The following is a 25,371-nucleotide window of genomic DNA, read 5'->3' on the forward strand; positions in this document are numbered from 1 at the left end:
CGCGAGGCGTTGATCATGGTGGTGGACGACGAGCCCAGCATCAGGGACCTGCTCTCCGCCAGCCTGCGCTTCTCCGGATTCGAGGTGCTGACCGCCGCCGACGGACAGGAGGCCGTCGAGGTCGCCGAACGCGCCGCGCCCGACCTGGTGGTGCTCGACGTCATGCTGCCCGACCTGGACGGGTTCGAGGTGGCCAGGCGCATCGACGCGCCCGTGTTGTTCCTCACCGCCCGGGACGCCACCGAGGACAAGATCGCCGGCCTCCGGGTGGGCGACGACTACGTCACCAAGCCGTTCAGCCTGGAGGAGGTGCAGGCCAGGATCCGGGCGGTGCTGCGCCGTACCAGGACGGAGGGGGCGCCGGTCAGCCGGCTGAAGGTGGCCGACCTGGAGCTGGACGAGGACGCCCGCGAGGTCTGGCGGGCCGGCCGCCAGGTGCGGCTGTCCCCGACGGAGTTCAAGCTGCTGCACTACTTCATGGTCAACGCCGGCCGCGTGTTGTCGAAGGCGCAGATCCTCGACCACGTGTGGAACTACGACTTCGGCGGCGACGCCGGCGTCGTCGAGTCGTACGTCTCCTACCTGCGGCGCAAGGTGGACGACGTCGAGCCCCGCCTGATCCACACGCTGCGCAGCGTCGGGTACGTGCTCAGGGAGCCGCCGCCCGCCGGTTGATCCCCGCCGCGCGGACCCGGCCGGTGGACCGTCCCGGGCGCTCACCGTAGCGTGGACCTGCGGGCGCGAGGTGTCGAGCGGCGTACCGCGGGAAGCGGGGTTGGCACCTATGGATCTGCTGGGGGCGTTGGAGTCGTTGCGCCGCCCGCTCGATCGCGAGCTGTTCCCGCTGGCGATCGGCGAGGCCGCGGCGGACCGGCGTGCCCTGCGCGAGCTGGCCGGGCAGCTCGACGACTACCTGCTGCCGCGGCTGCGGGCGATCGACGCGCCGCTGCTGGCCGTCGTCGGCGGGTCCACCGGAGCGGGCAAGTCCACGCTGGTCAACTCGCTGGTGGGGGCCGACGTGGCCGAGCCAGGCGTGCTGCGGCCCACCACGCTGGTGCCCACGCTCGTCGTCAACCCGGCCGACCGCGCCTGGTTCACGGGCCAGAACGTGCTGCCCGGCCTGTCCCGCGCCACCGGCGAGTCCGGCGGCGGCGCTGGCGCGCTGCGCGTGGTCGCCTCCGACGCGCTGGGCGCCGGGCTGGCGCTGCTCGACGCCCCCGACATCGACTCCGTGGTCACCTCCAACCGGGAGCTGGCCGCGCAGCTCCTCGCCGCCGCCGACCTGTGGCTGTTCGTCACCACCGCCGCCCGGTACGCCGACGAGGTGCCCTGGAGCTTCCTGCGCTCGGCCCGCGAACGCAGCACGGCCCTGGCCGTCGTCCTCGACCGGATCGCGCCCGAGGCCGTCGAGCCCGTCTCGCGCGACCTCGACCGGCTCCTGGTGGAGAACGGCCTGCCGGGCACCCGGCTGTTCACCGTGCCCGAGGCCGCGCTGCCCGACGAGAAGGCGCGGCTGCCGGAGGAGTCGGTGCGGCCCATCGTCTCCTGGCTCACGGGGCTGGCCGCCGACGCCGCCGAGCGGTCCCGGGTCGTCCGCCAGACGTTGTCGGGGGCCCTGGACAGCCTGGACACCCGCGTCCCCGCGCTGGCCACGGCCGTCGAACGCCAGCAGGCCGCCTTCGACGGGCTGCGCACGATCGTGACCGGCGCGTACGCGGGCGGCATGGCCGACTTCGACGAGGGCATGCGCGACGGGTCCCTGCTGCGTGGCGAGGTGCTGGCCCGCTGGCAGGACTTCATCGGCACCGGCGACCTCATGCGTTCCCTGGAGAGCCGGGTGGGGTGGCTGCGGGACCGGATCGTCGGCTTCTTCACCGGCCGCGCCCCCGCCGTCGAGCTCAAGGACGCCCTGGAGAGCGGCGTCGAGTCGCTGATCAGGGGTGCGGCCGACGGCGCCGCCGAACGCGCGCTCGAAGGGTGGTCGGCCGCGCCGGGCGGTGGCGGGCTGCTCGACCGGCTCGGCGCGATGGAGGCCGCGCGGCTCGGCCGGGCCTCTCCCGACCTCGCCCGACGGGCCGAGGCGGCGGTGCGCGGCTGGCAGGAGTTCGTCCTCGACCTCGTGCGCGAGGAGGGGGCGGAGAAACGCACCACCGCCCGGCTGGCCTCGTTCGGGGTCAACGGGGCGGGGCTGCTGCTCATGCTGGCCGTGTTCGCCTCGACCGGCGGGCTCACCGGGATCGAGGTCGGCATCGCGGGCGGCACGAGCGTGTTGTCGCAGAAGCTGCTGGAGGCCGTCTTCGGCGACCAGGCCGTGCGCTCGCTGACCACGCGGGCCCGCGAGGACCTGCGCGAACGGGTGCGGGTGCTGCTGGCGGAGGAGGCCGCCCGCTTCACCGACCGGCTGGAGACCGTCGAACCGCCCAGGGGCACGGCCGAGGCCCTGCGCGCGGCGGCCCGCGCCGTCCACGACCACCGCGCCGAACTCCCCGCCGCCTCCGCCCCGACGGCCGAGCTCCCCGTGCCCCCTGTTCCCCCTGCTCCCACGGCCGAGTTGCCCGCTCCCGGCGCGCCCCAGCCGCCCGATCGCGACCGCTCGGAGGGGCCGTGAAGCTGCTGCGCCGCAAGGAGGGGCCCTCGCTCGACTCCCGGCTGACGGCCCTGCTGGAGGCCGCCGAGCTGGCCGAAGGACGCCTCCCCGAGCAGGACGTGTCCGCCGCGCGGTCCGTCGCCGAACGGGCCGGCGCCCGCCGCAGCCTCTCCGTCGACCACACCGTGGCCGCGCTCGCCGGCGCGACCGGCAGCGGCAAGTCCTCCCTCTACAACGCCCTGGCCGGCGAGGACCTGGCCGCCGTGGGCGTCACCAGGCCGACGACGTCCACCGCCCAGGCCGCCCTGTGGGACGGCGAGGGAGCCGGCCCGCTGCTGGACTGGCTGGACGTCCCGCGCCGCCACTCCGCCGCCGAGGCGCCCGGGATGTCGGGGCTCGTCCTCCTCGACCTCCCCGACCACGACTCCGTCCGGCTCTCCCACCGGCTTGAGGTGGACCGCCTGGTGGCGCTGGTGGACCTGCTCGTCTGGGTCGTGGACCCGCAGAAGTACGCCGACGCCGCGCTACACGAACGCTACCTGCGCCCGCTGGCCGGGCACCGCGACGTGATGCTGGTGGTGCTCAACCAGGTGGACCGCCTGCCTCCACAGGCTGTGGACCGCTGCGTAGCCGACCTGCGCCGCCTCCTGGAGGAGGACGGGCTGGCGGGCGTGCCGGTGCTGCCGGTCTCCGCCACGACCGGGACGGGCCTGCCGGAGCTGCGCTCGCTCCTCGCCGACCGGGTCGCCGAGCGCGAGTCGTGGGCCGCCCGCCTGGCCGCCGACGTCACCGCCGCCGCCGGTCACCTGGCCGCGGACGGTTCGCGGCCGGACCCCGGCGACCGGCGGGCGGCCGGGCTGGACCGGCGGCTCACCGGCGCGCTCTCCCAGGCCGCCGGGGTGCCGCTGGTCCTGGAGGCCGTGGCCAAGGGGCACCGGCACCGGGCCGTGGTCGCCACCGGCTGGCCGGTCACCCGCTGGTTGCGCAGGTTCCGTCCCGACCCGTTGCGCAGGCTCAGGATCGGGGTGGGGAAGCCGGGCAAGGAGATCGTGGGGCGTACGTCGGTGCCGGCGGCGTCGGCCGTACAGCGGGCGCAGGTCGAGACGGCGATCAGGGACGTCGGCGAGGCGGCCGCCGCGGGCCTGCCCGGCCCGTGGGCGGCGGCGGTGCGGCAGGCCGCGCGCTCGCGCTCCCCGGAGCTGGCCGACGCGGTGGACCGGGCCGTGGGCCGCACCACGGCGGGCACGACGCGCAGGCCGCGGTGGTGGCGGATGGTGAACGTGCTGCAGTGGCTGGTCTTCGCCGTCATGGTGGCGGGCGCCCTGTGGCTGGGCGTGTTGTTCGGGATGGACTACCTGCGCCTGCCGCAGCCGCCGCTCCCGACCGTGGGCGCGGTGCCCTGGCCGACCGTGCTGCTGGCGGGCGGCGCGCTGGCCGGGGTGGTGGTCGCGTTGTTGTCCAGGCTGGCCGCTTGGGCGGGCGGGCGGCGTCGGGCCAGACGTACGGCCCGCGCCCTGCGCGCCGCCATCGGCGAGGTCGCCGGGGACTACGTGCTGGCCCCCGTGACGGCCGAGCTCGACCGCTACGCCCGCTTCACCGAGGCCGTCGCCACAGCCCGCTCCTGACCGCCGTCACCCGCGCCCCCGCGAGCGGTACCGCCGTCACCCGTGCCTGCGGTCGAGCAGGGGGAGCGCGAGCAGCGCGCCCAGCAGGGCGGACGCCGCGCCCACCAGGAACGGCGCGGGCGCACCGAACCACTGCCCGGCCACCCCCGCCACCCCCGACCCGGCCGCGCCCCCCACCCCCACGGCGGTGGACAACCACCCGAACGCCTCGCCCTGTGCCCCCGGCGCGAACCGGTCCACCAGCAGCGACGACGTCGTCAACGCCGGATTCAGCACCAGCCCCCCGGCGAACAGCACCACCCAGAACACCGGCAACGCCCCCACCACCGCGAGCGGCGTCAGCACGACGCCGAGCGCCAGCATCAACCCCACCAGCCGCGCCGCCGGCGAGGACGCCCACGTACGGGCCGCGTACCCGGCCGCCCCGGCGATGCCGCCCAGCGAGAGCGCCGCCACCAGCACCCCGGTGGCGGCGGGCACGCCACGGGCGGCCGACAGCGCGGGCACCCCCACCTGCAACGCCCCGATGGTCCCGCCGAGCAGCAGCACCACGGCCAGCAGCACCGGCATCCGGCGGTCCGCGAAGACCCGCCCGCCCTCCCGTACGGACGCCGCCCCGCCCGCCCGCAACGCCCGCGAGAACGCCAGCGTGCCCACCCCGGCCCCCACCGCCACCGCCCCCAGCGCCAGGGATGCCGAGGCCACCGCGATCACCAGCCCGAACAGCAGCGGCCCGGCCAGCATGGCCAGCTCCTGCACCAGGTAGACCAGGCTGTAGACGGCCGTACGGGCGCCGTCGGGCACCCGCCGCCCCCACTCGACGCGCATGCTCACCGAGATCGGCGGCAACCCGGCCCCGGCGACCCAGGCCAGCACCACGGACGTCCACACCGGCCACCCGGCCGCCGCCGCCGCGACGAGCGCGATCAAGGCGGCGACGTGCAGGAACGCCGTCGCCGCGAGCACCACCCGAGGCCCGCGCCGGTCCATGAGCCGCCCCTGGACGGGCCTGCCCATGCCCGCGCCCACCGAGAACGCCGCCGCGCAGGTGCCCGCGAGCGCCAGCGACCCGGTCGCGTCCTGCACGACCAGCACCATCCCCACGGGCGCGACCTGCTGGGTGAGCTGGGCGAGGAAGCCGGACACGGCCTGCGCCCCGGCCCCGGGCAGCCGGAACAGGTCCCGATATGGCATGTCCCTTCCCATCCGCCCACGCTAACCTGCAAGATCGCTCCCCGGCGACGCCCGGGATCGGCGGTGCGGTCAGTCGGAGGCGAGGGAGGCGGCGACCGTGCGCAACGCCGACAACAGCGGCTGGAGCAGGGGGTGCGCGTCGGCCCCGCGGCGGATCGCGGCGAAGACGCGGCGGTCGGGCCCCGGCGTCTGGCGCACCACGACCCCGGCCAGCGCCATGTCCCGCAGCGCCAGCCGCGGCACGAGCGCCACCCCCGCGCCCGCCCCCACCAGCGCGACCACGGCCCGGAAGTCGTCGGAGCAGTGGACGACGTTGGGCGTGAACCCCACCTGCTGGCACGCGAACGTGATGACGTCGTGCACGGGATTGCCCGGATAAGGACCGATCCAGGTGTCGGCGGCGAGCGACACCAGCGTGGCCGACCCCGCCTCCGGATGCCCCTCGGGCAGGACCAGGTCGAACGGCTCGGCGTACAGCGGGATGCGCGACAGCCGGCGGTCGGCGGCGTCGGGGCCGCCCCGGTACTCGACCGTCACCGCTAGGTCGGCCCCGCCGTCGAGCAGCATGGCCAGGCTGTGGTCGCCCTCGGCGTCGAGCACCCGGACCTGCAGGCCGGGCGCGGTGGCGCGCAGGGCAGCGATGGCGGGGGAGAGCACGGCGCTGATCGCGGTGGCGAAGCAGGCCACGGTCACCTCGCCGGCCTCGCCGGTGGTGTAGGCGGCCACCTCGGCCTCGGCGCGTTCGAGCTGGGCCAGGACCTCGTTGGCGTGCCCCACCATGATCTTGCCCACGGCGGTGAGGCGCACGCCCCGGCCGTCACGCGTGAACAGCTGGTGGCCCACCTCGTGCTCCAGCGCCACGAGCTGCTGGGAGACCGCCGACGGGGTCAGGTGGAGCGCCGCCGCGGCGGCGGTGACCGTGCCGTGGTCGGCCACCGCCCGCAGTGTGCGCAGCCGCCGCGTGTCAATCACGCAGCGAGGATACTCAACCCTGGCGTGCTTGGACGAAGGCCGCCACGGCCCGGTCGACGTCCTCGGTGGAGTGGGCCGCCGAGAGCTGCACCCGGATCCTGGCCTGGCCGTGCGGCACCACCGGGTAGGAGAAGCCGATCACGTAGACGCCCAGGTCGAGCAGGCGCTCGGCCATGGCCCCCGCCTCGGCGGCGTCGCCGATCATGACGGGCACGATCGGGTGCTCGCCCGGCAGGATGTCGAACCCGGCCCTGGTCATCTCGCTGCGGAAGCGCGCGGTGTTCGAGCGCAGCCGCTCGCGCGCCTCGCCGGAGGTCTCCAGCAGGTCGAGGATGCGCAGCGAGGCCGAGGCGATGACCGGGGCCAGGGAGTTGGAGAACAGGTACGGCCGCGAGCGCTGGCGCAGCAGCTCGCAGACCTCCTTGCGGGCCGAGACGTAGCCGCCGCTGGCCCCGCCGAGCGCCTTGCCGAGGGTGCCGGTGATGATGTCGACCCGGTCGGTGACGCCGTGCAGCTCGGGCGTGCCGCGGCCGGTGGGGCCGACGAAGCCGACGGCGTGAGAGTCGTCCACCATGACCATGGCGTCGTAGCGGTCGGCCAGGTCGCAGATCTCGCGCAGCGGGGCGAGGTAGCCGTCCATGGAGAAGACGCCGTCGGTGACGATCAGCCGCCGCCGGGCGTCGGACGCCTCCTTGAGCCTGGCCTCCAGCTCGGCCATGTCGCGGTTGGCGTAGCGGAAGCGCTGGGCCTTGGACAGGCGGATGCCGTCGATGATGCTCGCGTGGTTGAGGGCGTCGGAGATGACCGCGTCCTGGGCGTCGAGCAGGGTCTCGAACACGCCGCCGTTGGCGTCGAAGCACGAGCTGTAGAGGACGGTGTCCTCCATGCCCAGGAAGTCCGACAGGCGGGATTCGAGCTCCTTGTGCACCTCCTGGGTGCCGCAGATGAACCGTACGGAGGCCATGCCGAAGCCCCAGCGGTCGAGCGCCTGCTTGGCCGCCTCGACCACCTCGGGGTGGTCGGCCAGGCCCAGGTAGTTGTTGGCGCAGAAGTTCAGCACCTCGCGCCCGGCCACGCCGACCTGGGAGCTCTGCGGGGTGGTGATCACCCGCTCGGGCTTGAGCAGCCCGGCCTCGGTGATCTCGTCGAGCGTCGCACGCAGCTGCTCGCGCACGTTCGTGAACATCAAGCGCTCCAATCGAGGATGACCTTGCCCGTACGGCCGCTCGCGGCCGTGTCGAAGGCGGCGTCGAAGTCGTGGTACGGGAACCGATCGGTGATCACGGGGGAGAGGTCGAGACCCTTTTCCAGCAGGACTGACATGTTGTACCAGGTCTCGAACATCTCCCGACCGTAAACGCCCTTGATGGTGAGCATCGAGGTCACCACGGTGGCCCAGTCGACGGCGAACTCCTCGGCGGGAAGACCGAGCATCGCGATCTTCCCTCCGTGCGTCATGTTCGCGATCATGTCACGCATGGCCCCAGGGTTACCGGACATCTCAAGCCCGACGTCGAAGCCCTCCCGCAGGTGGAGCTGGCGCATGCCTTCGGCGATCGTCGCCCTGGAGACGTTGAGCGCGAGCGAGACGCCGAGCTTGCCGGCCAGGTCGAGGCGCTCGTCGCTGACGTCGGTGATCATCACGTTGCGCGCGCCGACGTGCGTGGCCACGGCCGCCGCCATCAGCCCGATCGGGCCGGCGCCGGTGATCAGCACGTCCTCGCCGACCAGCGGGAAGGACAGCGCGGTGTGCACGGCGTTGCCGAACGGGTCGAAGATGGCCGCCACGTCGGGATGAACGGGAACCCGGTGCACCCACACGTTGGAGGCGGGCAGCGTGACGAACTCGGCGAACGCGCCGTCCCTGTTGACGCCGAGGCCGACCGTGTTGCGGCACAGGTGACGGCGTCCGGCCATGCAGTTGCGGCACTTGCCGCAGACGATGTGGCCCTCGCCGCTCACCAGGTCGCCGACGGCGATGTCCTCCACGCCGGGCGCGACCTCGACCACGTGGCCGGAGAACTCGTGCCCGACGACGAGCGGGAGCTTCAGCGTGTGCCGCGCCCAGTCGTCATATTTGCGGATGTGCAGGTCGGTGCCACAGATGCCGGTACGCAGCACCCGGATCTTCACCTCGCCCGGCCTGACCTCGGGCTCCGGCACGTCCACCAGCCAAAGGCCGGGCTCGGCCTTCTGCTTGACCAGCGCTTTCATCGCTTCACTTCCCCCTGTTCCGAACCTAACGCACTGTGCCCGCTCCCCTCGGAACATGTCCATCGAGGGATTCTTAAGTGCCCCCACAGCTCAGCTTCACGCGGCAGGGGGACCAGGCACAATTACGAAATAAGCTTGAAGATGACCTGCCCGGCGACTCGGAGGTATCGGTGCGACAGCAGAGCGGCGACGCCTCGCTTCTGCGCAAGCTCAACTCGGCGGCCATCCTGCGCGTGCTGCGCGAGGCCGACGTGGCCACGCTGTCGGAGCTGGCCAGGTCCGCCCGGGTGTCCAGGCCGACGGCCGAGGTCATCGTCGACGACCTGGTCGCCGAGGGCTGGGCGGAGGAGTGCGAGGAGGAGGCCGGCGACCGCCAGCGGGGACGCCCGGCCAAACGCTTCAGGTTCCGCGCCTCGGCGGGGCACGTGCTGGGCGTCGGCATCGGCGGTTCCAGCCTGCGCGCCATGCTGGCCGACCTGAACGGCACGATCACCGTCACCCGCCGCGCGCCCAACCACCGCGACATGCCCGCCGCCGAGCGGCTCGACCAGGTCGTCGGGCTCGCCGCGGAGACCGCCGCCCAGGCCGGGCTGGCGCTGGCGGACGTCACCGTCGTCGGCGTGGGCACCACCGGCACGGTCGACGGCTCCGGGCGGGTCGTCAAGAGCATCGCCCTGTCCGACTGGACCGGCCTCGACCTGCAGGGCGAGCTGTCGGCCCGGATCCCCGCGCCGGTGCTGGTCGAGAACGACATGCGCCTGGCCGTCCTGGCCGAGCACTGGCGGGGCGCCGCCCAGGGCCGTGACGACGTCGTCTACCTGTTCACCGGCGACCGCATCGGCATGGGCCTGCTCATCGGCGGCCGGCCGTACCGGGGGGCGCACGCGGCCGGCGGCGAGATCGGGGCCCAGCCGAACAACAACTGGACCGCCTTCCGGCACGTCCTCGACTACGCGATGACCGTCGAGCCGGGCGAGCTGCGCTCCAGCCGGCAGTGCGCCGAGTTCGCGATCGCCAGGGCCCGCGCCGGCGACGAGCGGGCGGGGCAGGCGGTCAGGGAGTTCGCGCGTGGCCTGGCCGCCGGGCTCGTCACGGTGGTCAACCCGCTCGACCCGGACATGGTGGTCATCGGCGGCAGCCTGTCCTCGGCCGGAGACCTGCTGGTCGAGCCGGTACGCGAGCTGTTCGAGGAGTACTGCCTCTACCCGCCGGAGGTGGTGGCGTCGGGGCTGGGCAGCGAGTGCATCACGCTGGGCGCTGTCCGGTTCGCCCTCGATCAGGCGGATCGCCTGCTCTTTACGTAGCCAACTTGGCTAATTAGGTCACCGTTCTGTCACAGCCATGTCGCTGAGCGACATCGATCCAGCACGCATGCTCAGATCTGATCGCTTTAACCTAGTTATTTGCATAAATCGGTACTAGCCTCCAGCCATCCCGACCCGACTGGAGGTGAGCGTGGCCGCTGTCACCCTGCTTGAGCGGCTGAAGCGCGACTGGACGCTGCTGGCCCTGTGCCTGCCCGGCGTCCTGTACTTCGTGGCCTTCTTCTACGTGCCGCTGCTCGGCAACGTCATCGCCTTCAAGGACTACGCGCCGTTCCTCGGCATCGCGGGCAGCCCCTGGGTGGGCCTGGACAACTTCGTGATGCTGCTGGAGGAGCCGGAGTTCTGGAGCGCGGTCGGCAACACGCTGCAGATCACGGCGCTCCAGCTCGTCCTGTACTTCCCGGCCCCGATCGCGCTCGCGCTCCTGCTGAACTCCCTGATCGGCCACCGCGTCAAGCGGTTCATCCAGACCGTCGTCTACCTGCCGCACTTCCTGTCGTGGGTGGTCGTGGTGGCGATGTTCCAGCAGGTCATCGGGGGCGCCGGCACGGTCAGTTCGTTCCTGAACTCGCACGGCGTCACCATCGGCAACCTGATGTCGAACGCGGACACGTTCAAGCTGCTCGTGACGGCCCAGGTCATCTGGAAGGACTGCGGCTGGGGCACGATCATCTTCCTGGCCGCGATCACCGCGATCGACATGAGCCAGTACGAGGCCGCCGCCATCGACGGCGCCGACTGGAAGCGCCGCCTGTGGCACGTCACGCTGCCCGGCATCCGCTCGGTCATCCTCATGATGCTCATCCTGCGCCTGGGCGACATCCTGTCCGTCGGCTTCGAGCAGATGGTCCTGCAACGGGAGGCCGTGGGCGCCGGAGCGGCCGAGGTCATCGACACCTACGTCTACTACCACGGCATCCGTGACGGCGACTGGGGCATGAGCACCGCCGCCGGCCTCATGAAGGGCCTCATCGGCGCGGCGCTCATCTACGCGGCCAACAAGCTCGCGCACCGCTTCGGAGAGCAGGGGATCTACCGATGAGGCCGCCGTGGATGGAACGCCCGACCATCGCCGGGCGCACGCTCAAGTTCGTCGTGCTGACCGCGATCACCGTGGCCGTGCTGTACCCGTTCGGGCTGGCCGTCGGCACGAGCCTGATGGGCCGCGCCGAGAGCATCGCCAACGGCGGCAGCTACGTGCTCTGGCCCTCGCACCCCACCTTCGAGGCGTACTCGCTGATCTTGTCCGGCGGCGCGGTCACCCGGTCGGTGCTGATCAGTATCGGCATCACGCTCACCGGCACCGCGCTCAGCCTGATCTGCACGGTCTTCCTCGGCTACGCGCTGTCGCGGCGCGGCATGCTCGGCGGCAAGCCGATCCTGCTCATGGTGCTGGCCACGTTCCTGTTCACCCCCGGCATGATCCCGAGCTACCTCATGGTCAAGGAACTCGGCATGATCGACACCTACCAGTCGCTCATCGTGCCGGTGCTGGTCAACGCGTTCAACGTGGTCGTGGTCAGGTCGTTCTTCCAGAACCTGCCCGAGGAGCTGTTCGAGGCGGCCCGCATGGACGGGTGCGGCGAGTTCCGGATGATGTGGCGGATCGCGATCCCGCTGTCCAAGGCGGTGATCGCCGTCGTCGGCCTGTTCTACGCGGTCTCGTACTGGAACACGTTCTTCACCGCGATCCTCTACATCAACGACCAGACCAAGCACCCCATCCAGGTCGTGCTGCGGCAGTTCATCTTCCGCGGCACCTCGGCCACGGGCTCCGACGTCGCGATCGTGCGCGACCTGCCCGCCTCGTCGGTGCAGATGGCGGTGCTCATCATCGCGCTCGTGCCGATCCTGCTCGCCTACCCCTTCCTCCAGAAGTACTTCACCAAGGGCGTCCTCACCGGCGCCATCAAGGGCTGAGAACCCGGGAGCAACCATGTCATCCATCATGTCCCGTCGTGGATTCCTCGGACTCGCGCTCGCCGGCGCCACCGTCGCCGGGCTCGCGGCCTGCGGCGGCGAGAGCGGCCCCGCAGGCGTGAAGAAGGGCGGCGCGGATCTGTCCAAGAAGCTGACGCTGCCGACGTACACCGCCGCCAAGATCCCCACGCCCGACCTGCCGATCGACGCCGGCCAGGACCCCGCGTACCTGAAGTACCCGAGCGAGCTGGTCAAGTCGGTCGCCACCCCGCCGGGCGACGGCCAGAAGATCACCTCGCTCACCCAGACGTGGGACGTCGCCCCGCCCGCCCCCGGCCAGAACACCTACCTGCAGGAGCTGAGCAAGGCCCTGGGCTCCGAGTGGAGCATGAACATCGTCGTGGGCGACGGCTACCCCGACAAGTTCAACGCCATCATCGCCAGCGACGACCTGCCCGACCTGGTCTGGTTCCCGCCGAACCAGGGCCTGCAGCGGGTGCCGGAGCTGCTGGCGGCCAAGTTCCACGACCTGACGTCGTACCTGAGCGGCGACGCGATCAAGAAGTACCCGAACCTGGCCAACCTGGGCGACGTGACCTGGAAGTCCGCCGTCACCGACGGGAAGCTGTACGGCGTCGCGGTCGCCTACAGCCGCTTCGGCCAGGTCTTCCTGGTCAACACCGACTACTGGCAGCCGGTCGGCGGCACCGAGTTCACCAGCGCCGACGACTTCCTGGCCAAGGCCAAGCAGCTGCTCGACGTGAAGAAGAACAAGTACCCGCTCGAACCGAGCTACTACAACCACGTGCACATGTTCAGCCACTGGTACGGCGCCCCCAACACCTGGAAGCTGACCGGCGGCAAGCTGATCCACCAGTTCGAGACGCCCGAGTACCAGGCGGCGCTGGAGCTGGCGGTCAAGTGCTTCAAGGCCAACCTGTTCTGGCCCGACCCCGCCCTGGCCACCATCAAGGACAAGGTCGCCAACGGCCAGATCGGCGCGTACGTCGAGTCGTTCCCCGGCTTCCTCAACGACGCCAAGACCCAGAAGTACAACCTGGGCGCGATCGTGCCGTTCGCGGCGACGCCGTCGTCCAAGCCGGTCTACAACGCCGGGCTCGGCTCGGTGGGCTTCACCTCGATCAGCAAGAAGGTGGCCGCCAAGCGCATCGAGACCCTGCTCGGCGTGCTCAACTACCTGGCCGCCCCGTTCGGCACGGAGGAGTACGAGCGCGTCAACTTCGGCGTCGAGGGCACCCACTTCACCAAGAAGGACGGCGACCTCGCCTTCACCGACAAGGGCAAGGCCGAGGTGCCCACCACGCAGCAGCCGCTCTCGTTCGTGATCGGGTCGCCGTCCGCGCTGTTCCTGCCCGGCCAGCCCGAGCGCACCAAGCTCATCCACGACTTCGAGACCAAGATCGCTCCTATGCTTCAGGAGCGCGTCACCACCGGCCACTTCTCCGACACCTACACCCAGAAGAACGGCGAGCTGAGCACCATGGGCAAGGACATGGTCGACGACATCGTCACCGGGCGTAAGTCGATGTCGGACTGGCCGGCCTTCGTCAAGAAGTGGCTGGGCAGGGGCGGCGAGGCGATGCGGGCCGAGTACGAGGCCTCCATCGCCAAGGGCTGACCGTTCTACCGTTTGAAAGGACACTTGTGGAAGACCTGCGCATCGGAGTCATCGGGCTCGGCCTGCGGACGAGTCTCGCCCTGGCCGCCCACCAGCCGGGCGGGGGCTCGGTCGTGGCGGCGCTGTGCGACTCCGACCCGGCAGTGCTCAAGAAGCAGTCGGAGCGGTTCGAGGCGGAGTTCCTGACCGGGGAGTACCGCGAGCTGCTCGACCGGCCGGATCTCGACGCGATCGTCGTCAACACCCCCGACGACACGCACGAGCGCATCGCCATCGACGCTCTCCAGGCCGGCAAGGCCGTCTACCTGGAGAAGCCGATGGCCATCACCGTCGAGGGCTGCGACAACATCCTGCGGGCCGCCCGCGAGACGGGCAGCCGCCTGTACGTGGGGCACAACATGCGCCACATGGGCGTGGTGCGCCTGATGCGGGACATCATCCGCAAGGGTGTGATCGGGGAGCCCAAGACCGTGTGGGTACGCCACTTCGTGTCCTACGGCGGCGACTACTACTTCAAGGACTGGCACGCCGACCGCACCCGCACCACGGGCCTGCTGCTGCAGAAGGCGGCGCACGACCTCGACGTGATCCACTGGCTGGCCGGCGGCTACGCCACCCGCGTGAACGCCCTCGGCGACCTGATGGTCTACGGCGACCTGCCGCGCCGCGAGCCCGGGACGCCCCGGCCGGAGGGCTGGCTGCGGGAGTTCGAGTGGCCGCCCACGCAGCGGCGCGACCTGAACCACGTGATCGACGTCGAGGACGTGTCGGTCATGAACATGCGCCTGGACAACGGCGTCATCGCCGCCTACCAGCAGTGCCACTTCAGCCCCGACTACGTGCGCAACTACACGGTCATCGGGACCGAGGGCCGGCTGGAGAACTTCGGCGACGGCCCGGGGGACACGGTCAAGGTGTGGAACACCGGCCCCACCTCCTACCGGGACGACTGCGACATCGCCTACCGGGTGCCGGCCGCGCAGGGCTCGCACGGCGGGGCCGACCCGCAGATCATGGCCGAGTTCTGCCGGTTCGTCAGGGACGGCGGGGCGACCGACACCTCACCGGTGGCGGCCCGGATGAGCGTCGCCGCCGGGTACATGGCCACGATGTCGCTGCGCGACGGCGGCATGCCGTACGACGTGCCGCCGCTGGACCCGGAGCTGGCCGCGTACTTCGACAACGGCCAGCGCTGAACGGCGCCGGGGCCGGACGGGAGAACCCGCGCGGCCCCGGCGGACGTCAGCGGCCGGTGTCCTTGGGCTCGCGCTCGCGCTCCAGGTCGGGGAACGGGGACGGCTCGTCGACGGCCTGGGCGATCTGGCGGGGGCCCTTGGGGCTCTCGGCCTCCTGCGCGTCGGCGACCGCCTCGGCCGCCGCCTCCGAGGCCGCCGCGATCTCCCTGTCCAGCTCCTCCGACGGCCGGGGCTGCTCCTCGCGGGTGGCGGCCGACTTCGGCAGCGCCTCGGTGAACGCCTTCGAGACGCCCTGCAACGCCGAGGTGACCTCGCTCGGGATGACCCAGAACGTGTTGCCGCTGCCCTGGGCGAGCTGCGGCAGCACCTGAAGGTACTGGTAGGCCAGCAGCTTGGGGTCGGGGTCGTTGCGGTGGACGGCCTGGAAGACCTGGTCGATGGCGCGCGACTGGCCCTCGGCCTCCAGGATGGCGGCCGAGCGCTGGCCCTCGGCCCGCAGGATGCGGCTCTGCTTGTCACCCTCGGCCGTGAGGATCTGCGACTGGCGCTGGCCCTCGGCGTTGAGGATCGCGGCCCGCTTGTCACGCTCGGCCCGCATCTGCTTCTCCATCGCGTCCTTGATGGTCTTGGGCGGGTCGATGGCCTTGACCTCGACGCGGTTGACCCGGATGCCCCACTTGCCGGTGGCCTCGTCGAGCACGCCGCGCAGCTGGCTGTTGATGGTGTCGCGCGAGGTGAGCGTCTTCTCCAGGTCCATCGAGCCGATCACGTTACGCATGGTCGTGACGGTGAGCTGCTCTATGGCCGTGATGTAGTTGGCGATCTCGTACGCCGCCGCCCGCGGGTCGGTGACCTGGAAGTACAGGACGTTGTCGATCTCGACGACCAGGTTGTCCTCGGTGATGACCGGCTGCGGGCGGAAGGTCACCACCTGCTCGCGCAGGTCGATCATCGGGTAGACGCGGTCGACGTAGGGGATGACGAAGTTGAGACCCGGCTTGAGCGTGCGGTGGTAGCGGCCGAGCCGCTCCACGTTGCGGGCCCGCGCCTGTGGCACGATCCGCACGGCCTTGAGCACGGTGAACGCGGCGAAAAGGATGATCAGCAGTCCGGCTATCAGCAACGGGTCCATGTGGTCACTCCCGTGGATACACGAGGGCCGTGGCGCCCTCGATCTCGATGATGTCGACGGTCGCCCCGGTGGGGATCACCAGGGTCTCGTCATAAGCGCGTGCGGACCACTCCTCACCCCCGATACGGACCCGCCCGTCGCGGCCCGTGACCTCGGAGACCACGTACGCGGGCTTGCCGACCAGCGCCTCCACGCCGAAACGCTGCAACGGCGGCTGCTGAAGATGGCGGACGGCGAGCGGCCGGATGACCACCATCCCCGCCGCGGAGGACAGGGCGAACACGAGGATCTGCAAGGGGACGGGCAGCCCGACGGCGGCCGTCACGGCGGTCAGGAGAGCGGCCACGCCCAGGAGCCCGAGGGCCGCCGTGAGAGTGAACAGTTCGGCCACACCGAGGACGACTGCGAGGATTATCCAGATGACCCATTCATCCATGCTCCGGCCCTCCTGAACCTATAACGGGCCTGTGTGTGCGACTGGTTCCCCCTTACCACCGTAATCCCCCGTTCGTCCGCAGGGCACCCGTCACCGGCCGGCCGGCGGGGCCGCCAGGGCGCTTCCCAGGACCCACTTGTCCCACGGAAGTTGCCAGAAACCCCACCCGTTGTCCCATTCCAGCTGGCGGGCGGTGCCGGTGATCAGCACGGGGTCGCCGCGCAGCGAACCGGCGTAGAACCAGGCCGCCTGGTCGGGGCGCGCGTTGATGCAGCCGTGGCTGACGTTTTCCCTGCCCTGGGCCCAGACGTTGTCCTTCGCGTGCACGTACTCGCCGCTGTTGGAGATGCGCACGGCGTGCTCGATCAGCAGGTCGTAATAGCCGGGGTCGCCCTTGGTGCGGCCGGGGGAGATCATGCGGACCGGGTTGCCCTTGTCCATGGTCAGGTGCATGCCGCTGGTGGTGGTGTATTCGCGCGTGGTGGCCATGCCGGCGCTGATGGCCATCTGCTGCACCACCTTGCCGTCGCGGCGCACGACCATCTGGTGGGTGCGGGCGTCGACCGTGCTGGTCTGCCTGCGGCCCACGGTGAAGGCGAAGGTGGAGTCGAGGGTGCCGTAGACGCCGGGGGCCGGGCGCACCCCGGCCAGGTGGGCGCTGACCATCACCTGCTGCCCCGAGGTCCAGAACCGGCGGGTGCGGTAGACCACCTGCGTGTCGCTGGTCCAGCGCCAGGCGCCCTCGGCCGGGGTCTTCGTGGTGACCTCCAGCGACCGCTCGACGGCCGCCTTGTCCTGGATCGGGGTGTCGAAGTCGATGACGACCGGCATGCCCACGCCGACGGTCTCGCCGGGCAGCGGCGCGGTGGCGGCCACCCCGAACGTGTGCTCGGCGGCGCGGGTGCGGAAGCGGCCCATGGAGACCGTGGACGGGCCGTTCTCGCCCGCGGCCGTGGCGGTGACGGTGTACTCGGTCGCGGGCTTGAGCGTCCAGTCGGAGCGCCACCTGGTGTGCGAGGCGTCGAGCCGGCCCGGGACGTGCTCGCCTCCCTCGTAGACCAGGACCTGGGTCAGCCGGCCGCCCTGCGCCGTGATGACCAGCCCCTTGTCGGGACGGGCCCGCTTGGCGTCGAAGGCGGGGAAGACGTGCACGACCGCGGGCGCGGCCGGGGAGTCGCCGACGGGACCGCAGCCGCAGCAGGCCAGGAGGAAGGCGACACACAGGATCGCGGCACGCCGCACGTCACTCTCCGAGGGCTTTCCGAGGGAAGGGGAGTTCCCAGGTTAGCGGTGAGTGACGGTCGAAGCACCTTGAGTTACTTATCCGATGGTTCCGGACACCTCGCCCAATGTCAGGCCGCCCGCGGTGGCCCGGATCGTCACCGTGTCGCCGTCCTGGAGGAAGGTGCGGGTGTCGCCGCCGGACAGCTTGATCGGTTCGGCGCCGTTCCAGGTCAGCTCGATGAGCGAGCCGCGCTCGTCGCGTTCGGGGCCGGAGATCGTGCCGCTGGCGAACAGGTCTCCGGTGCGCAGGGAGGCGCCGTTCACGGTCATGTGGGCGAGCATCTGGTCGGGCGTCCAGTACATGCTCGGGTACGGCGGACGCGAGATCACGTCGCCGTTGAGCACGACCTCGACGGCGATGTCCAGGCCCCAGTCGCCCTGCCTGCGCAGGTAGTCGAGCGGCTCGGGGTCCTGCGGGCGGCCCGGGACCCTGGGCAGCGCCTCCAGCGGCGTGACCCACGGCGAGACCGAGGTCGCGAACGACTTGCCCAGGAACGGCCCCAGCGGCACGTACTCCCACGCCTGGATGTCGCGCGCGCTCCAGTCGTTGACCAGCGTCACCCCGAACACGTGGTCCTCGAACGCGCCGGCCGGCGAGCCCAGCTCCGACGGCACGCCGACCACGAACCCCAGCTCGGCCTCGATGTCGAGCTTGGCGCACGGCCCGTAGACCCCGGCCCTGAGCTGGCCGTGCGGACGCCGGACCGGCGTGCCGGACACCACGACCGTGCCCGACCTGCCGTGGTAGCCGACGGGCAGGTGACGCCAGTTGGGCAGCAGCGGCTCGGCGTCAGGACGGAAGATGCGCCCGATGTTGCTCGCGTGGTCGAGCGAGCAGTAGAAGTCGACGTAGTCCGCCACCTCGAACGGCATGTGCAGCCGCACCTGGTCGAGCGGGATCAGGTGGCTCTCGGTGACCGAGGAGTCGCCGGTCAGCTTGTTCTGGATGAGGGTCCTGGTGTCGTGCCAGGCCGAGCGGCCCCTCGCCATGAACGGGTTGAGCGATGGGGCGGCGAACACCTCGTCGTGCAGCGCGGCGGCCAGGTCGAGCACCTTGTCGCCGTACCTGACGCCCACTCTGGGCGATTCGCCCCGGCGGGAGAACACGCCGTAGGGCAGGTTGTCCACTCCCCAGCTCACTGAATCACTCCTAGCGTCTGCAGGTCCTCGATGGGCGTGCCGGTGCTGCAGGAGCCGTAGCTGACCAGCAGCCGCCGCGCCCGCTTCGCGGTCTCCTCCGTCACGGCCCCGGCCAGCCGTACGAGGTGGCCGACGTCGGTGGTGCGCAGCACGGCCGCGGGGTCGCGGCCCTCCACAGCCTCGCAGACCGACAGCAGCAGGTTGAGGAAGCCGTGCCGGTCGACGCCGAGGCTCGGGTCGAAGTGCCGCACCGCGTGGTGCAGCCCGGCCGTGGCCTTGAACGGGACGTCGGCCTCGACGCAGCCCCGGACGAACGCCGCGAGGTGCTCCACCGACGGGAACGCCTCGGCCTTCAGCCCGCCGCAGCGCACCTTCAGCCCCACCCCGTCGGGCACGCCGGCGACCTTCCGGTCCGGCGGGACCTCGACGAACAGCCGCACGTGCGCGGGCAGGCCGAGGCGCCGGGCCAGCCCGGCGACGGACTCGTCGGCCCCGAGCGGGATCTCGACGAAGTCCACCGGCAGGTCGCCGAAGTCGGGGAGCTCGGGCGTGTCCACGATCAGCCCGATGCGCCGCGGCCGGTAGGCGTGCCCGCGCAGCCGGTCGAGCCGGCTGGCCGGGCAGAGGAAGCGGTGGGTGAGCACGCCGTTGCCGTGCTCCAGGTCGCGCTGGTTGCGGGCCAGCGCCTCGTCCATGTGCAGCGACGTCGGCGGGAACAGGCCCGCGTCGTCGACCAGTTCGGCGTAGAGACTCATCGTGCCCAGGTCCATGCGTAGCCGGGATCCTCACAGGACAGCGCGCCCGGCCCGAGGTCGAGCGGGCGGAAGGTGTCGACCATCACGGCCATCTCGCTCGTGGTGGTGACGCCGCGGGCGACCGCGTCGATCACCGCCTCGACCGCGCCGGGTTGCGGGCCGTGGGTGAAGCCGGCCGGGTGCAGCGAGACCGAGCCGACGTCGATGCCCGAGCCCTTGCGCGCGGTGTAGTCGCCGCCCACGTAGAACATGAACTCGTCGGAGTCCACGTTGTGGTGGTTGTACGGGATCGGGATGGCCTCGGGGTGGTAGTCGAGCGGCCGCGGGCAGAACGAGCAGACCACGAACCCGGGCCCCTCGAACGTCTGGTGCACCGGCGGCGGCGCGTGCGTCTTCTTCACGATCGGCTCGAAGTCGTCGATGTTGAAGGCGTACGGATAGAGGTAGCCGTCCCAGCCGACCACGTCGAAGGGGTGGTTGCGGTAGACGAGCCTGGTCAGGCCGCCGCGCGTGCGGACCAGGACGGGCACCTCCTCGCCCTCCACGAGCAGGGTCTGTGAGGGGGCGCGCAGGTCGCGTTCGCAGTACGGCGCGTGCTCCAGGAACTGCCCGTACTGCGACAGGTAGCGCTTGGGCGGCCTGATGTGCCCGGACGCCTCGATGGCCAGCACGTTGACCTGCCCGTCGGGCACCCAGCGGTGGATCGTGCCGGTCGGGACGACGACGTAGTCGCCCTCGCCGGCCTCGATGACGCCGTAGGTGGACTCGAAGCGGACCGAGCCGCGCTGCACGTAGACGCACTCGTCGCCCATGGAGTTGCGGTACAGCTCGCTGGGGCGGTCGCTGGTGGCGTACGACAACCGGACGTCGGCGTTGCCGGCGAGCAGGATGCGGCCGTCGACCAGGTCACCGGCGCTGGACAGCTCCTGCGTGCGGAAATGGCGCGGGGAGAGCGGCAGGTTGGGCTCCAGCCGCGTCGCGGACGCGGGCGTGACCGCCTCGGCCTTGATGATCGCGGTGGGCAGGTGGCGGTGGTAGAGCAGCGAGGAGTCGGACGAGAAGCCCTCCTCGCCCATCAGCTCCTCGGCGTAGAGGCCGCCGTCCGGCCGCCTGAACTGCGTGTGCCGTTTGCGGGGCACTTCCCCAACGACGCGGTAGTACGGCATCCGCCCTCCATGTTGTCCGCTTACCGGACGCATGTGTCCTCTATGTGTGACTACCGTCCGACATCGGTGTGGAGATGTCAACCCAGCGCGGCGGCCAGCTCGGCGGCCGCCGCCACCACGCGCGGCCCCGTCCCCTCCTCCAGCGGGCCGAACGTCACCACCCCCACCGAAGCCTCCAGCCACGGCAGCCCGGTCACGGGGGCGGCGATGCCCCGCGCCCCCACCTGCAACTGCCCCTCCGTCACGAGGTATTCGTCGCGCCCCTCGCGCAGGGCCAGGATCGCCCGGCCCGCCGCGCCTTTCGCCAGCGGATGGCGCGACCCCTCCCGGTAGGCCACGTGCAGGTCGGTCCAGGACGGCTCCACCACCGCCACCGCCAGCCCGTCGTCGCCCTCGGCCACGGTCAGGTGGGCCGTCGCGCCCACCTGCTCGGCCAGCCGCCGCAGCGTCGGCACCGCCGCCGCGCGCAGCAACGGCTGCACGGCCTGGGCCAGCACCAGCACCCCGAACCCGAGATGCACCCGGCCTTCGGCGTCGCGGCGGACGAACCCCTCGTTCAGCAGCGTCGTCAGCAGCCGGTAGACCACCGGCCGGCTCAGCGACAACTCGGTGCTCAGCTCGGTCGGGGTGCGCCCGCCCTTCCCGTCGGCGAGAAGTCGCAGCAGGCGCAGCCCGCGTTCGAGCGTCTGGGCGGATTCGGCGGCCATGACTTCGATTATGGAGTGACCGCTGACCAGTGAAAGAGCACGGTGAAGGGGTACGTAGGGACGAGAGGCGTCGGGGGGGTGGAGATGCGGCAGAGGTGGCTGTTCCTGGTCGCCGGGCTGGCCCTCTGCGCCCTGCCGCCGGCCGTGCCGTCGCTCACCACGCCGATCGCGTACATGGCGAGGGAGACCCTGATCGACCCGCCGCCGCGCGCGGAGGGCGACCGGCTGGTGGAGAACACCTTCTACCTCACCCAGGGCATCACGGTGAGCCAGTGGCTGCTGCCGGTCGCCAAGGGCGTCACCTTCCGCGCCGGTTACGTCGCCGTGGGGGTCAGCGTCGACGCGAGCGGGCGGCTGTCCGGCACGCCCTCGCGCGTGGGCACGTTCATCGCCCCGGTCCGGCTCTGCGCCGGGCACGCGTGCGAGGAGCAGCTCATCACCCTCGTCGTGCTCGGGAACGTTCCATGGGAGCCGCGCGAGCTGACCTTCCCGGGCCGCGTCGGCGTCCCGCTGGCCGGCGAGATCGGCATCAACGGCGGTCCCCCGGGCGTCGTCCCCACCTTCAGCGTGACCGACCACGCCAAGCTGCCCGCGGGCGTGACGATCGGCCCCGACGGGCACGTGGGCGGGGTGCCCCAGGCGGCCGGCATCTCCGAGGTCCCGGTGCGCGTCTGCGTGGCGGGCAACTGCGCGGGCGTCGTGGTCCGGTTGATCATCGTCTGAGCCCTTGCGCGGGGCGGTTCCTGCGGTCACGGTGGTTCCATGAAATCGGTCATTGTGGTCGGAGCCGGTATATGGGGGTCGTCGCTGGCGTTGCGGCTGGCCGAAACCGGCTGGCAGGTGACCCTGGTCGAACAGCACAAGCCCGGACACGTCCGGCAGGCCAGCGCGGGGGAGACGCGGCTCCTGCGCTGCGCGCACGGCGCCGACGACTGGTACGCGCGGCTGGCCTGGGAGGCGCGGGAGGGCTGGCGGCGGCTGGGCGAGCGGGCCGGCGAGGATCTGTTCCTGGAGTCGGGTGTGGTGTGGTTCGCGGCCCGGCCGGACGGGTGGGAGCACGCCAGCGCCCAAGTACTGAAAAATCTTGACATCCCGGTTGAGGTGCTCGACCCGGCGGACGGCCGGCGGTTCTTCCCCGACTACCGCGGCGACGACCTGAGCTTCCTGCTCCACGAGCCGCACGCGGGCGTGCTCAGGGCGCGGCGGGCGACGCAGGTGACCGCCCGGCTGGCCCTGGCGGCCGGCGTCCGGCTGGTCAGAGGACGGGCGGCGCCCGTGCCGGGGCTGAGCGCGGTCGAGGTGGACGGCGAGGTGCGGCGGGCCGACCGGGTCGTGTGGGCGTGCGGCGCCTGGCTGCCCGGCCTGTTCTCCGTGCCGGTCACGGTGACCAGGCAGGACACGGTGCACTTCGCCGCGCCCGCCGCGTGGTCGTCCCCCGAGACGCCCGCCTGGATGGACTACGGCTCCTCGGCCTACGGGCACGGCGACGTGGACGGGGTCGGCATGAAGGCCACCTCCGACGCCGAAGGGGAGCCGTACGAGCCGGAGGGGGGCAGCCGGGTGGTGCACCCGTCCGCGGTCGAGCAGGCCCGCGGCTACCTGCGGCGCAGGTTCCCCTCGCTGGCGACCGCGCCGGTGCTGTTCAGCCAGGTCTGCCAGTACGCGCTCACCCCCGACGCCGAATGGATCATCGCCGAGCACGCGCCCGGCGTGTGGCTGCTCGGCGGCGACTCGGGCCACGGGTTCAAGCACGCCCCGGCCCTGGCCGCGTACGTGGCCTCGATCCTGGACGGCGAGCGCGCCCCCGAGCCGCGCTTCGGGCTCGGCCACGAGCGCGCCGTCGCCCGCGGCCTGCGCACGAGCGGAGACCTCGGGGTAGGGCCCGCCTCACCGGGATTCGGGGGACGACGGGCATGATCGGCGCGGGCCCGCGGATCAGACTTTCCCTGTAGCCGACACGACAGGGAGCCCGCCATGACCGCCGCCCTCGCCTCGCAGACCGCCGAGCCCCGTACCCCCCAGCCGCCGCCCGTCGTGCACGCCGCCGCGCTGCTGTGGATGTCCGCCGTCGCGGCGGGGGCGTTCGAGACCGTGCTCGCCGTCGGCAGGGAGCTCTACGAGGGCACCTCGGGCGTCCTGGACCTGCTGCCCGGCGCCGGTCTGCGGGTGGCCGTGTTCGCCGCGGCGGTCTTCCTGGCGCTGCGGATGCGCGCGGGACGGAACTGGGCCAGGCTCACGCTGGCCGTCGGGCTCGGCGTCTTCGGCACGTTGTCGCTGGTCGTGGGGCCGATCCAGTGGCTGCTGCACGGCGGCTCGATCGCCGAGGCCGCCGCCGGGGCCGACGTGGTGACCTGGCTCTTCACGATCAGCCGGGTGCTGCACGTGACGGCCGTCCTCGGGGCCGTCACGCTGATGTTCCAGCCGCGGGCCAACGCCTGGTTCCGCTCAGAGTGAGACCGGCTCCGGCTCCGGCTCGGGGGCGCGCAGGTTGCGCACCCCCGGCGCGGCCAGCGCGGCGAGCGTGGACAGCACGACGAGGGCGGCGCAGCCGAGCAGCGCCCCCTCGGTGCCGAAGGCCACCGCCGCCGGCGCGGCCAGCATGAGCCCGATCGGCCCGAACATCAGCGACCCGAGCGCGTCGTACGAGCTGACCCGCGACAACGACTCCGCCGGGATCTCGCGCTGCATCGTCGTCTGCCACAACACGCCGAAGACGTCGAAGCACACGCCCAGCACGAACGCCCCCGCCACGATCGCCCACAGCGGCGCGTCGAGCCCGAGCAGCACGTACGGCAGCGCGGTCGGCAGGCACAGCAGCGTGCCGAGCAGGATCGGCCGGCGCGGGCGCAGCCGCAACGACACCAGCACCCCGGCGATCGTCCCGACGGCCTCGCCGGCCAGGAACGCCGACCAGGCCGCCGGCCCGCCCAGCGTCTCCTTGGCCAGCAGCGGCCCGAGCACGCCGTGCCCGGCCTGGATCGCCATCACCAGCACCGAGAACTGGGCGACCACCACCCAGATCCACTGCCGCGAGCTGAACTCCCGCCACCCGTGGCGCAGGTCGGCCAGCACCGAGTGCCGCTCGGCCGCCGCGCGCTCGGCGGGGGTCAGGCGCAGCAGCGCGATCAGCACGCCGGCCACCGCGAACATCGCGCCGCTGACCAGCAGGGCCCAGCCGCCGCCGAACCACAGCACCGTGGCGCCGCTCAGCACCACCCCGGTCACGCGCGAGGCGTTCGCGCCGAGGCCGAGCAGGGCGTTGCCGGCCTGCAGCCGGTCGGCGGGCACGACCTCGGGGATGATGCCGGTCAGCGCCGGGAACATGATCGCCGTGCCCACGCCGCAGGCCGCCGCCGCGACGCTCATCACGGGCAGCGGCGCCCAGCCGGTCAGCATCATCGCCGCCAGCGCGAAGTAGCCCAGCGCCATGAGCAGCTCGCCGGCCATCATCACCCGCTGCCGCGGCAGCCGGTCCGCGATCACCCCGCCGATCAGCATGAACACGATCATGGGCAGCGACTCGGCGGTGAGCACCACCGACAACGTCGTGGCGTTCGCGCCGGGCAGTTCGAGGATGCCGAAGGCGAGCGCCACGGGCGCGAAGGCGCTGCCGAGCATGGAGATGGTCCGCGCGGACAACAACAGGGCGAACTTGCGGTCGCGGAGCAGCCCGAGGTCGCGAAGGTAGTTGTGCACTGGGCCGGTCCCCTCGAAAACGGTCAAATCCGTCCCAGTCTGCCGTTTGTGGCGGCGGGTTGTCGTCCCAATATTTGTCACGGCGGTGACAGGACCGGTCGGGAAAAGTGCGGGCGCCGGGCAAGAACCGTGCCCGGTTCTCGCGTAGTTTCCGAGGCATGCCTGACACGCAGGTCGATCACCCGTCCCGCCGGGAGGAGGCGCCGCCTACCGGGTGGGTCAGGGTCGTGCAGGGGTGTACGAGGGTGGTGCGGGAGAACCCGGACGGCTCGGGCTGGCACTGGGTGGAGGAAGACGGATGACCCCCTCGCCGTCCCGACTGGGACGCCTACTGCCCGTCGAGAAGCGCGTGAGGACCGCCGTGGATCTCATTGAAGGTTGTT

The 25,371-nt window shown here is 71.8% G+C and carries 23 protein-coding genes; 11 read left to right on the forward strand and 12 right to left on the reverse strand.

The genetic code is table 11. From position 1 onward, the window contains the following. Positions 1-15: 15 nt before the first annotated feature. The 3 genes from ACFYYW_RS42125 (at position 16) to ACFYYW_RS42135 (ending at position 4,212) form a co-directional block, all read left to right on the forward strand. Positions 16-675: a response regulator transcription factor gene (locus ACFYYW_RS42125; protein WP_357696674.1), complete on the forward strand. Its 660-nt coding sequence runs from the start codon at positions 16-18 to the stop codon at positions 673-675. Between the two features lie 109 nt (positions 676-784). After that, positions 785-2,608, forward strand: coding sequence for an ABC transporter (locus tag ACFYYW_RS42130; RefSeq protein ID WP_387658320.1), 1,824 nt, complete (start codon positions 785-787; stop codon positions 2,606-2,608). Continuing rightward, entirely contained in the window at positions 2,605-4,212 is a 1,608-nt protein-coding gene (locus ACFYYW_RS42135; RefSeq protein ID WP_387658323.1) for a GTPase, read from the forward strand. The genes ACFYYW_RS42130 and ACFYYW_RS42135 overlap by 4 nt, the downstream gene beginning before the upstream one ends. A 36-nt stretch (positions 4,213-4,248) precedes the next feature. On the opposite strand, the gene ACFYYW_RS42140 is transcribed toward ACFYYW_RS42135, so the two are convergent. The 4 genes from ACFYYW_RS42140 to tdh are packed head-to-tail and all read right to left on the reverse strand — an operon-like array spanning position 4,249 to position 8,592. After that, on the reverse strand, positions 4,249-5,418 hold the full coding sequence (locus tag ACFYYW_RS42140) for an MFS transporter (protein WP_387658327.1): 1,170 nt from the start codon (positions 5,416-5,418) through the stop codon (positions 4,249-4,251). Positions 5,419-5,475: 57 nt separating this feature from the next. Then, positions 5,476-6,378, reverse strand: coding sequence for a LysR family transcriptional regulator (locus tag ACFYYW_RS42145; protein ID WP_387658330.1), 903 nt, complete (start codon positions 6,376-6,378; stop codon positions 5,476-5,478). A gap of 13 nt (positions 6,379-6,391) precedes the next feature. Further along, a complete protein-coding gene (locus ACFYYW_RS42150; RefSeq protein WP_352325031.1) occupies positions 6,392-7,564 on the reverse strand; it encodes a glycine C-acetyltransferase in 1,173 nt (390 codons plus the stop codon). After that, a complete protein-coding gene (tdh, locus tag ACFYYW_RS42155; RefSeq protein ID WP_352325032.1) occupies positions 7,564-8,592 on the reverse strand; it encodes an L-threonine 3-dehydrogenase in 1,029 nt (342 codons plus the stop codon). Before tdh ends, ACFYYW_RS42150 begins: the two co-directional genes overlap by 1 nt. Before the next feature lie 170 nt (positions 8,593-8,762). On the opposite strand from tdh, the gene ACFYYW_RS42160 reads away from it, so the two are divergent. The 5 genes from ACFYYW_RS42160 to ACFYYW_RS42180 all read left to right on the forward strand — a co-directional run bounded on the left by ACFYYW_RS42160 (position 8,763) and on the right by ACFYYW_RS42180 (position 14,672). Continuing rightward, positions 8,763-9,896 carry an ROK family protein gene (locus ACFYYW_RS42160; RefSeq protein ID WP_387658334.1) on the forward strand — a complete coding sequence of 378 codons (1,134 nt, stop codon included), beginning with the start codon at positions 8,763-8,765 and terminating at the stop codon, positions 9,894-9,896. Between the two features lie 151 nt (positions 9,897-10,047). Next, positions 10,048-10,959 (forward strand): ABC transporter permease subunit, encoded by a 912-nt coding sequence (locus tag ACFYYW_RS42165; protein ID WP_352325034.1) that lies wholly within the window; start codon positions 10,048-10,050, stop codon positions 10,957-10,959. 11 nt (positions 10,960-10,970) lie between these two features. Continuing rightward, complete coding sequence (locus tag ACFYYW_RS42170) at positions 10,971-11,837, forward strand: carbohydrate ABC transporter permease (RefSeq protein ID WP_352325035.1); 867 nt, start codon at positions 10,971-10,973, stop codon at positions 11,835-11,837. Between the two features lie 16 nt (positions 11,838-11,853). Next, a complete protein-coding gene (locus ACFYYW_RS42175; RefSeq protein WP_387658338.1) occupies positions 11,854-13,476 on the forward strand; it encodes a hypothetical protein in 1,623 nt (540 codons plus the stop codon). 26 nt (positions 13,477-13,502) lie between these two features. Next, entirely contained in the window at positions 13,503-14,672 is a 1,170-nt protein-coding gene (locus tag ACFYYW_RS42180; RefSeq protein WP_387658341.1) for a Gfo/Idh/MocA family protein, read from the forward strand. A gap of 46 nt (positions 14,673-14,718) precedes the next feature. On the opposite strand, the gene ACFYYW_RS42185 is transcribed toward ACFYYW_RS42180, so the two are convergent. From ACFYYW_RS42185 to ACFYYW_RS42215, 7 genes are all read right to left on the reverse strand, one after another. After that, positions 14,719-15,804: an SPFH domain-containing protein gene (locus tag ACFYYW_RS42185; RefSeq protein ID WP_352324977.1), complete on the reverse strand. Its 1,086-nt coding sequence runs from the start codon at positions 15,802-15,804 to the stop codon at positions 14,719-14,721. A 4-nt stretch (positions 15,805-15,808) separates the two neighbouring features. Beyond that, positions 15,809-16,240, reverse strand: coding sequence for an NfeD family protein (locus ACFYYW_RS42190; RefSeq protein ID WP_352324976.1), 432 nt, complete (start codon positions 16,238-16,240; stop codon positions 15,809-15,811). 90 nt (positions 16,241-16,330) lie between these two features. After that, entirely contained in the window at positions 16,331-17,482 is a 1,152-nt protein-coding gene (locus tag ACFYYW_RS42195) for an Ig-like domain-containing protein (protein ID WP_387658345.1), read from the reverse strand. A 78-nt stretch (positions 17,483-17,560) separates the two neighbouring features. Further along, on the reverse strand, positions 17,561-18,664 hold the full coding sequence (gene fahA / locus ACFYYW_RS42200; RefSeq protein WP_387658348.1) for a fumarylacetoacetase: 1,104 nt from the start codon (positions 18,662-18,664) through the stop codon (positions 17,561-17,563). After that, positions 18,661-19,434 carry a hypothetical protein gene (locus ACFYYW_RS42205; RefSeq protein ID WP_352324973.1) on the reverse strand — a complete coding sequence of 258 codons (774 nt, stop codon included), beginning with the start codon at positions 19,432-19,434 and terminating at the stop codon, positions 18,661-18,663. The genes fahA and ACFYYW_RS42205 overlap by 4 nt, the downstream gene beginning before the upstream one ends. Then, complete coding sequence (locus ACFYYW_RS42210; protein ID WP_387658352.1) at positions 19,416-20,585, reverse strand: homogentisate 1,2-dioxygenase; 1,170 nt, start codon at positions 20,583-20,585, stop codon at positions 19,416-19,418. Before ACFYYW_RS42210 ends, ACFYYW_RS42205 begins: the two co-directional genes overlap by 19 nt. Before the next feature lie 77 nt (positions 20,586-20,662). After that, positions 20,663-21,292, reverse strand: a complete 630-nt coding sequence (locus ACFYYW_RS42215) for a helix-turn-helix domain-containing protein (protein ID WP_352324970.1) — start codon at positions 21,290-21,292, stop codon at positions 20,663-20,665. Between the two features lie 84 nt (positions 21,293-21,376). Between ACFYYW_RS42215 and ACFYYW_RS42220 the strand changes: the two genes are divergently transcribed. Genes ACFYYW_RS42220 through ACFYYW_RS42230 form a run of 3 tightly spaced genes read left to right on the forward strand, consistent with a single transcriptional unit; the run spans position 21,377 to position 23,746 of the window. Continuing rightward, positions 21,377-22,015 (forward strand): hypothetical protein, encoded by a 639-nt coding sequence (locus tag ACFYYW_RS42220; RefSeq protein WP_387658356.1) that lies wholly within the window; start codon positions 21,377-21,379, stop codon positions 22,013-22,015. Between the two features lie 39 nt (positions 22,016-22,054). Continuing rightward, positions 22,055-23,209, forward strand: a complete 1,155-nt coding sequence (locus tag ACFYYW_RS42225; protein ID WP_387658359.1) for an NAD(P)/FAD-dependent oxidoreductase — start codon at positions 22,055-22,057, stop codon at positions 23,207-23,209. A gap of 57 nt (positions 23,210-23,266) precedes the next feature. Continuing rightward, complete coding sequence (locus ACFYYW_RS42230; protein WP_387658362.1) at positions 23,267-23,746, forward strand: hypothetical protein; 480 nt, start codon at positions 23,267-23,269, stop codon at positions 23,744-23,746. On the opposite strand, the gene ACFYYW_RS42235 is transcribed toward ACFYYW_RS42230, so the two are convergent. After that, on the reverse strand, positions 23,738-24,988 hold the full coding sequence (locus ACFYYW_RS42235; protein ID WP_387658365.1) for an MFS transporter: 1,251 nt from the start codon (positions 24,986-24,988) through the stop codon (positions 23,738-23,740). The genes ACFYYW_RS42230 and ACFYYW_RS42235 overlap by 9 nt on opposite strands. Positions 24,989-25,371 lie beyond the last annotated feature (383 nt).

Source organism: Nonomuraea sp. NPDC001831 (genome assembly GCF_042892035.1).
In the GTDB taxonomy this organism is placed as follows: Bacteria; Actinomycetota; Actinomycetes; order Streptosporangiales; family Streptosporangiaceae; genus Nonomuraea.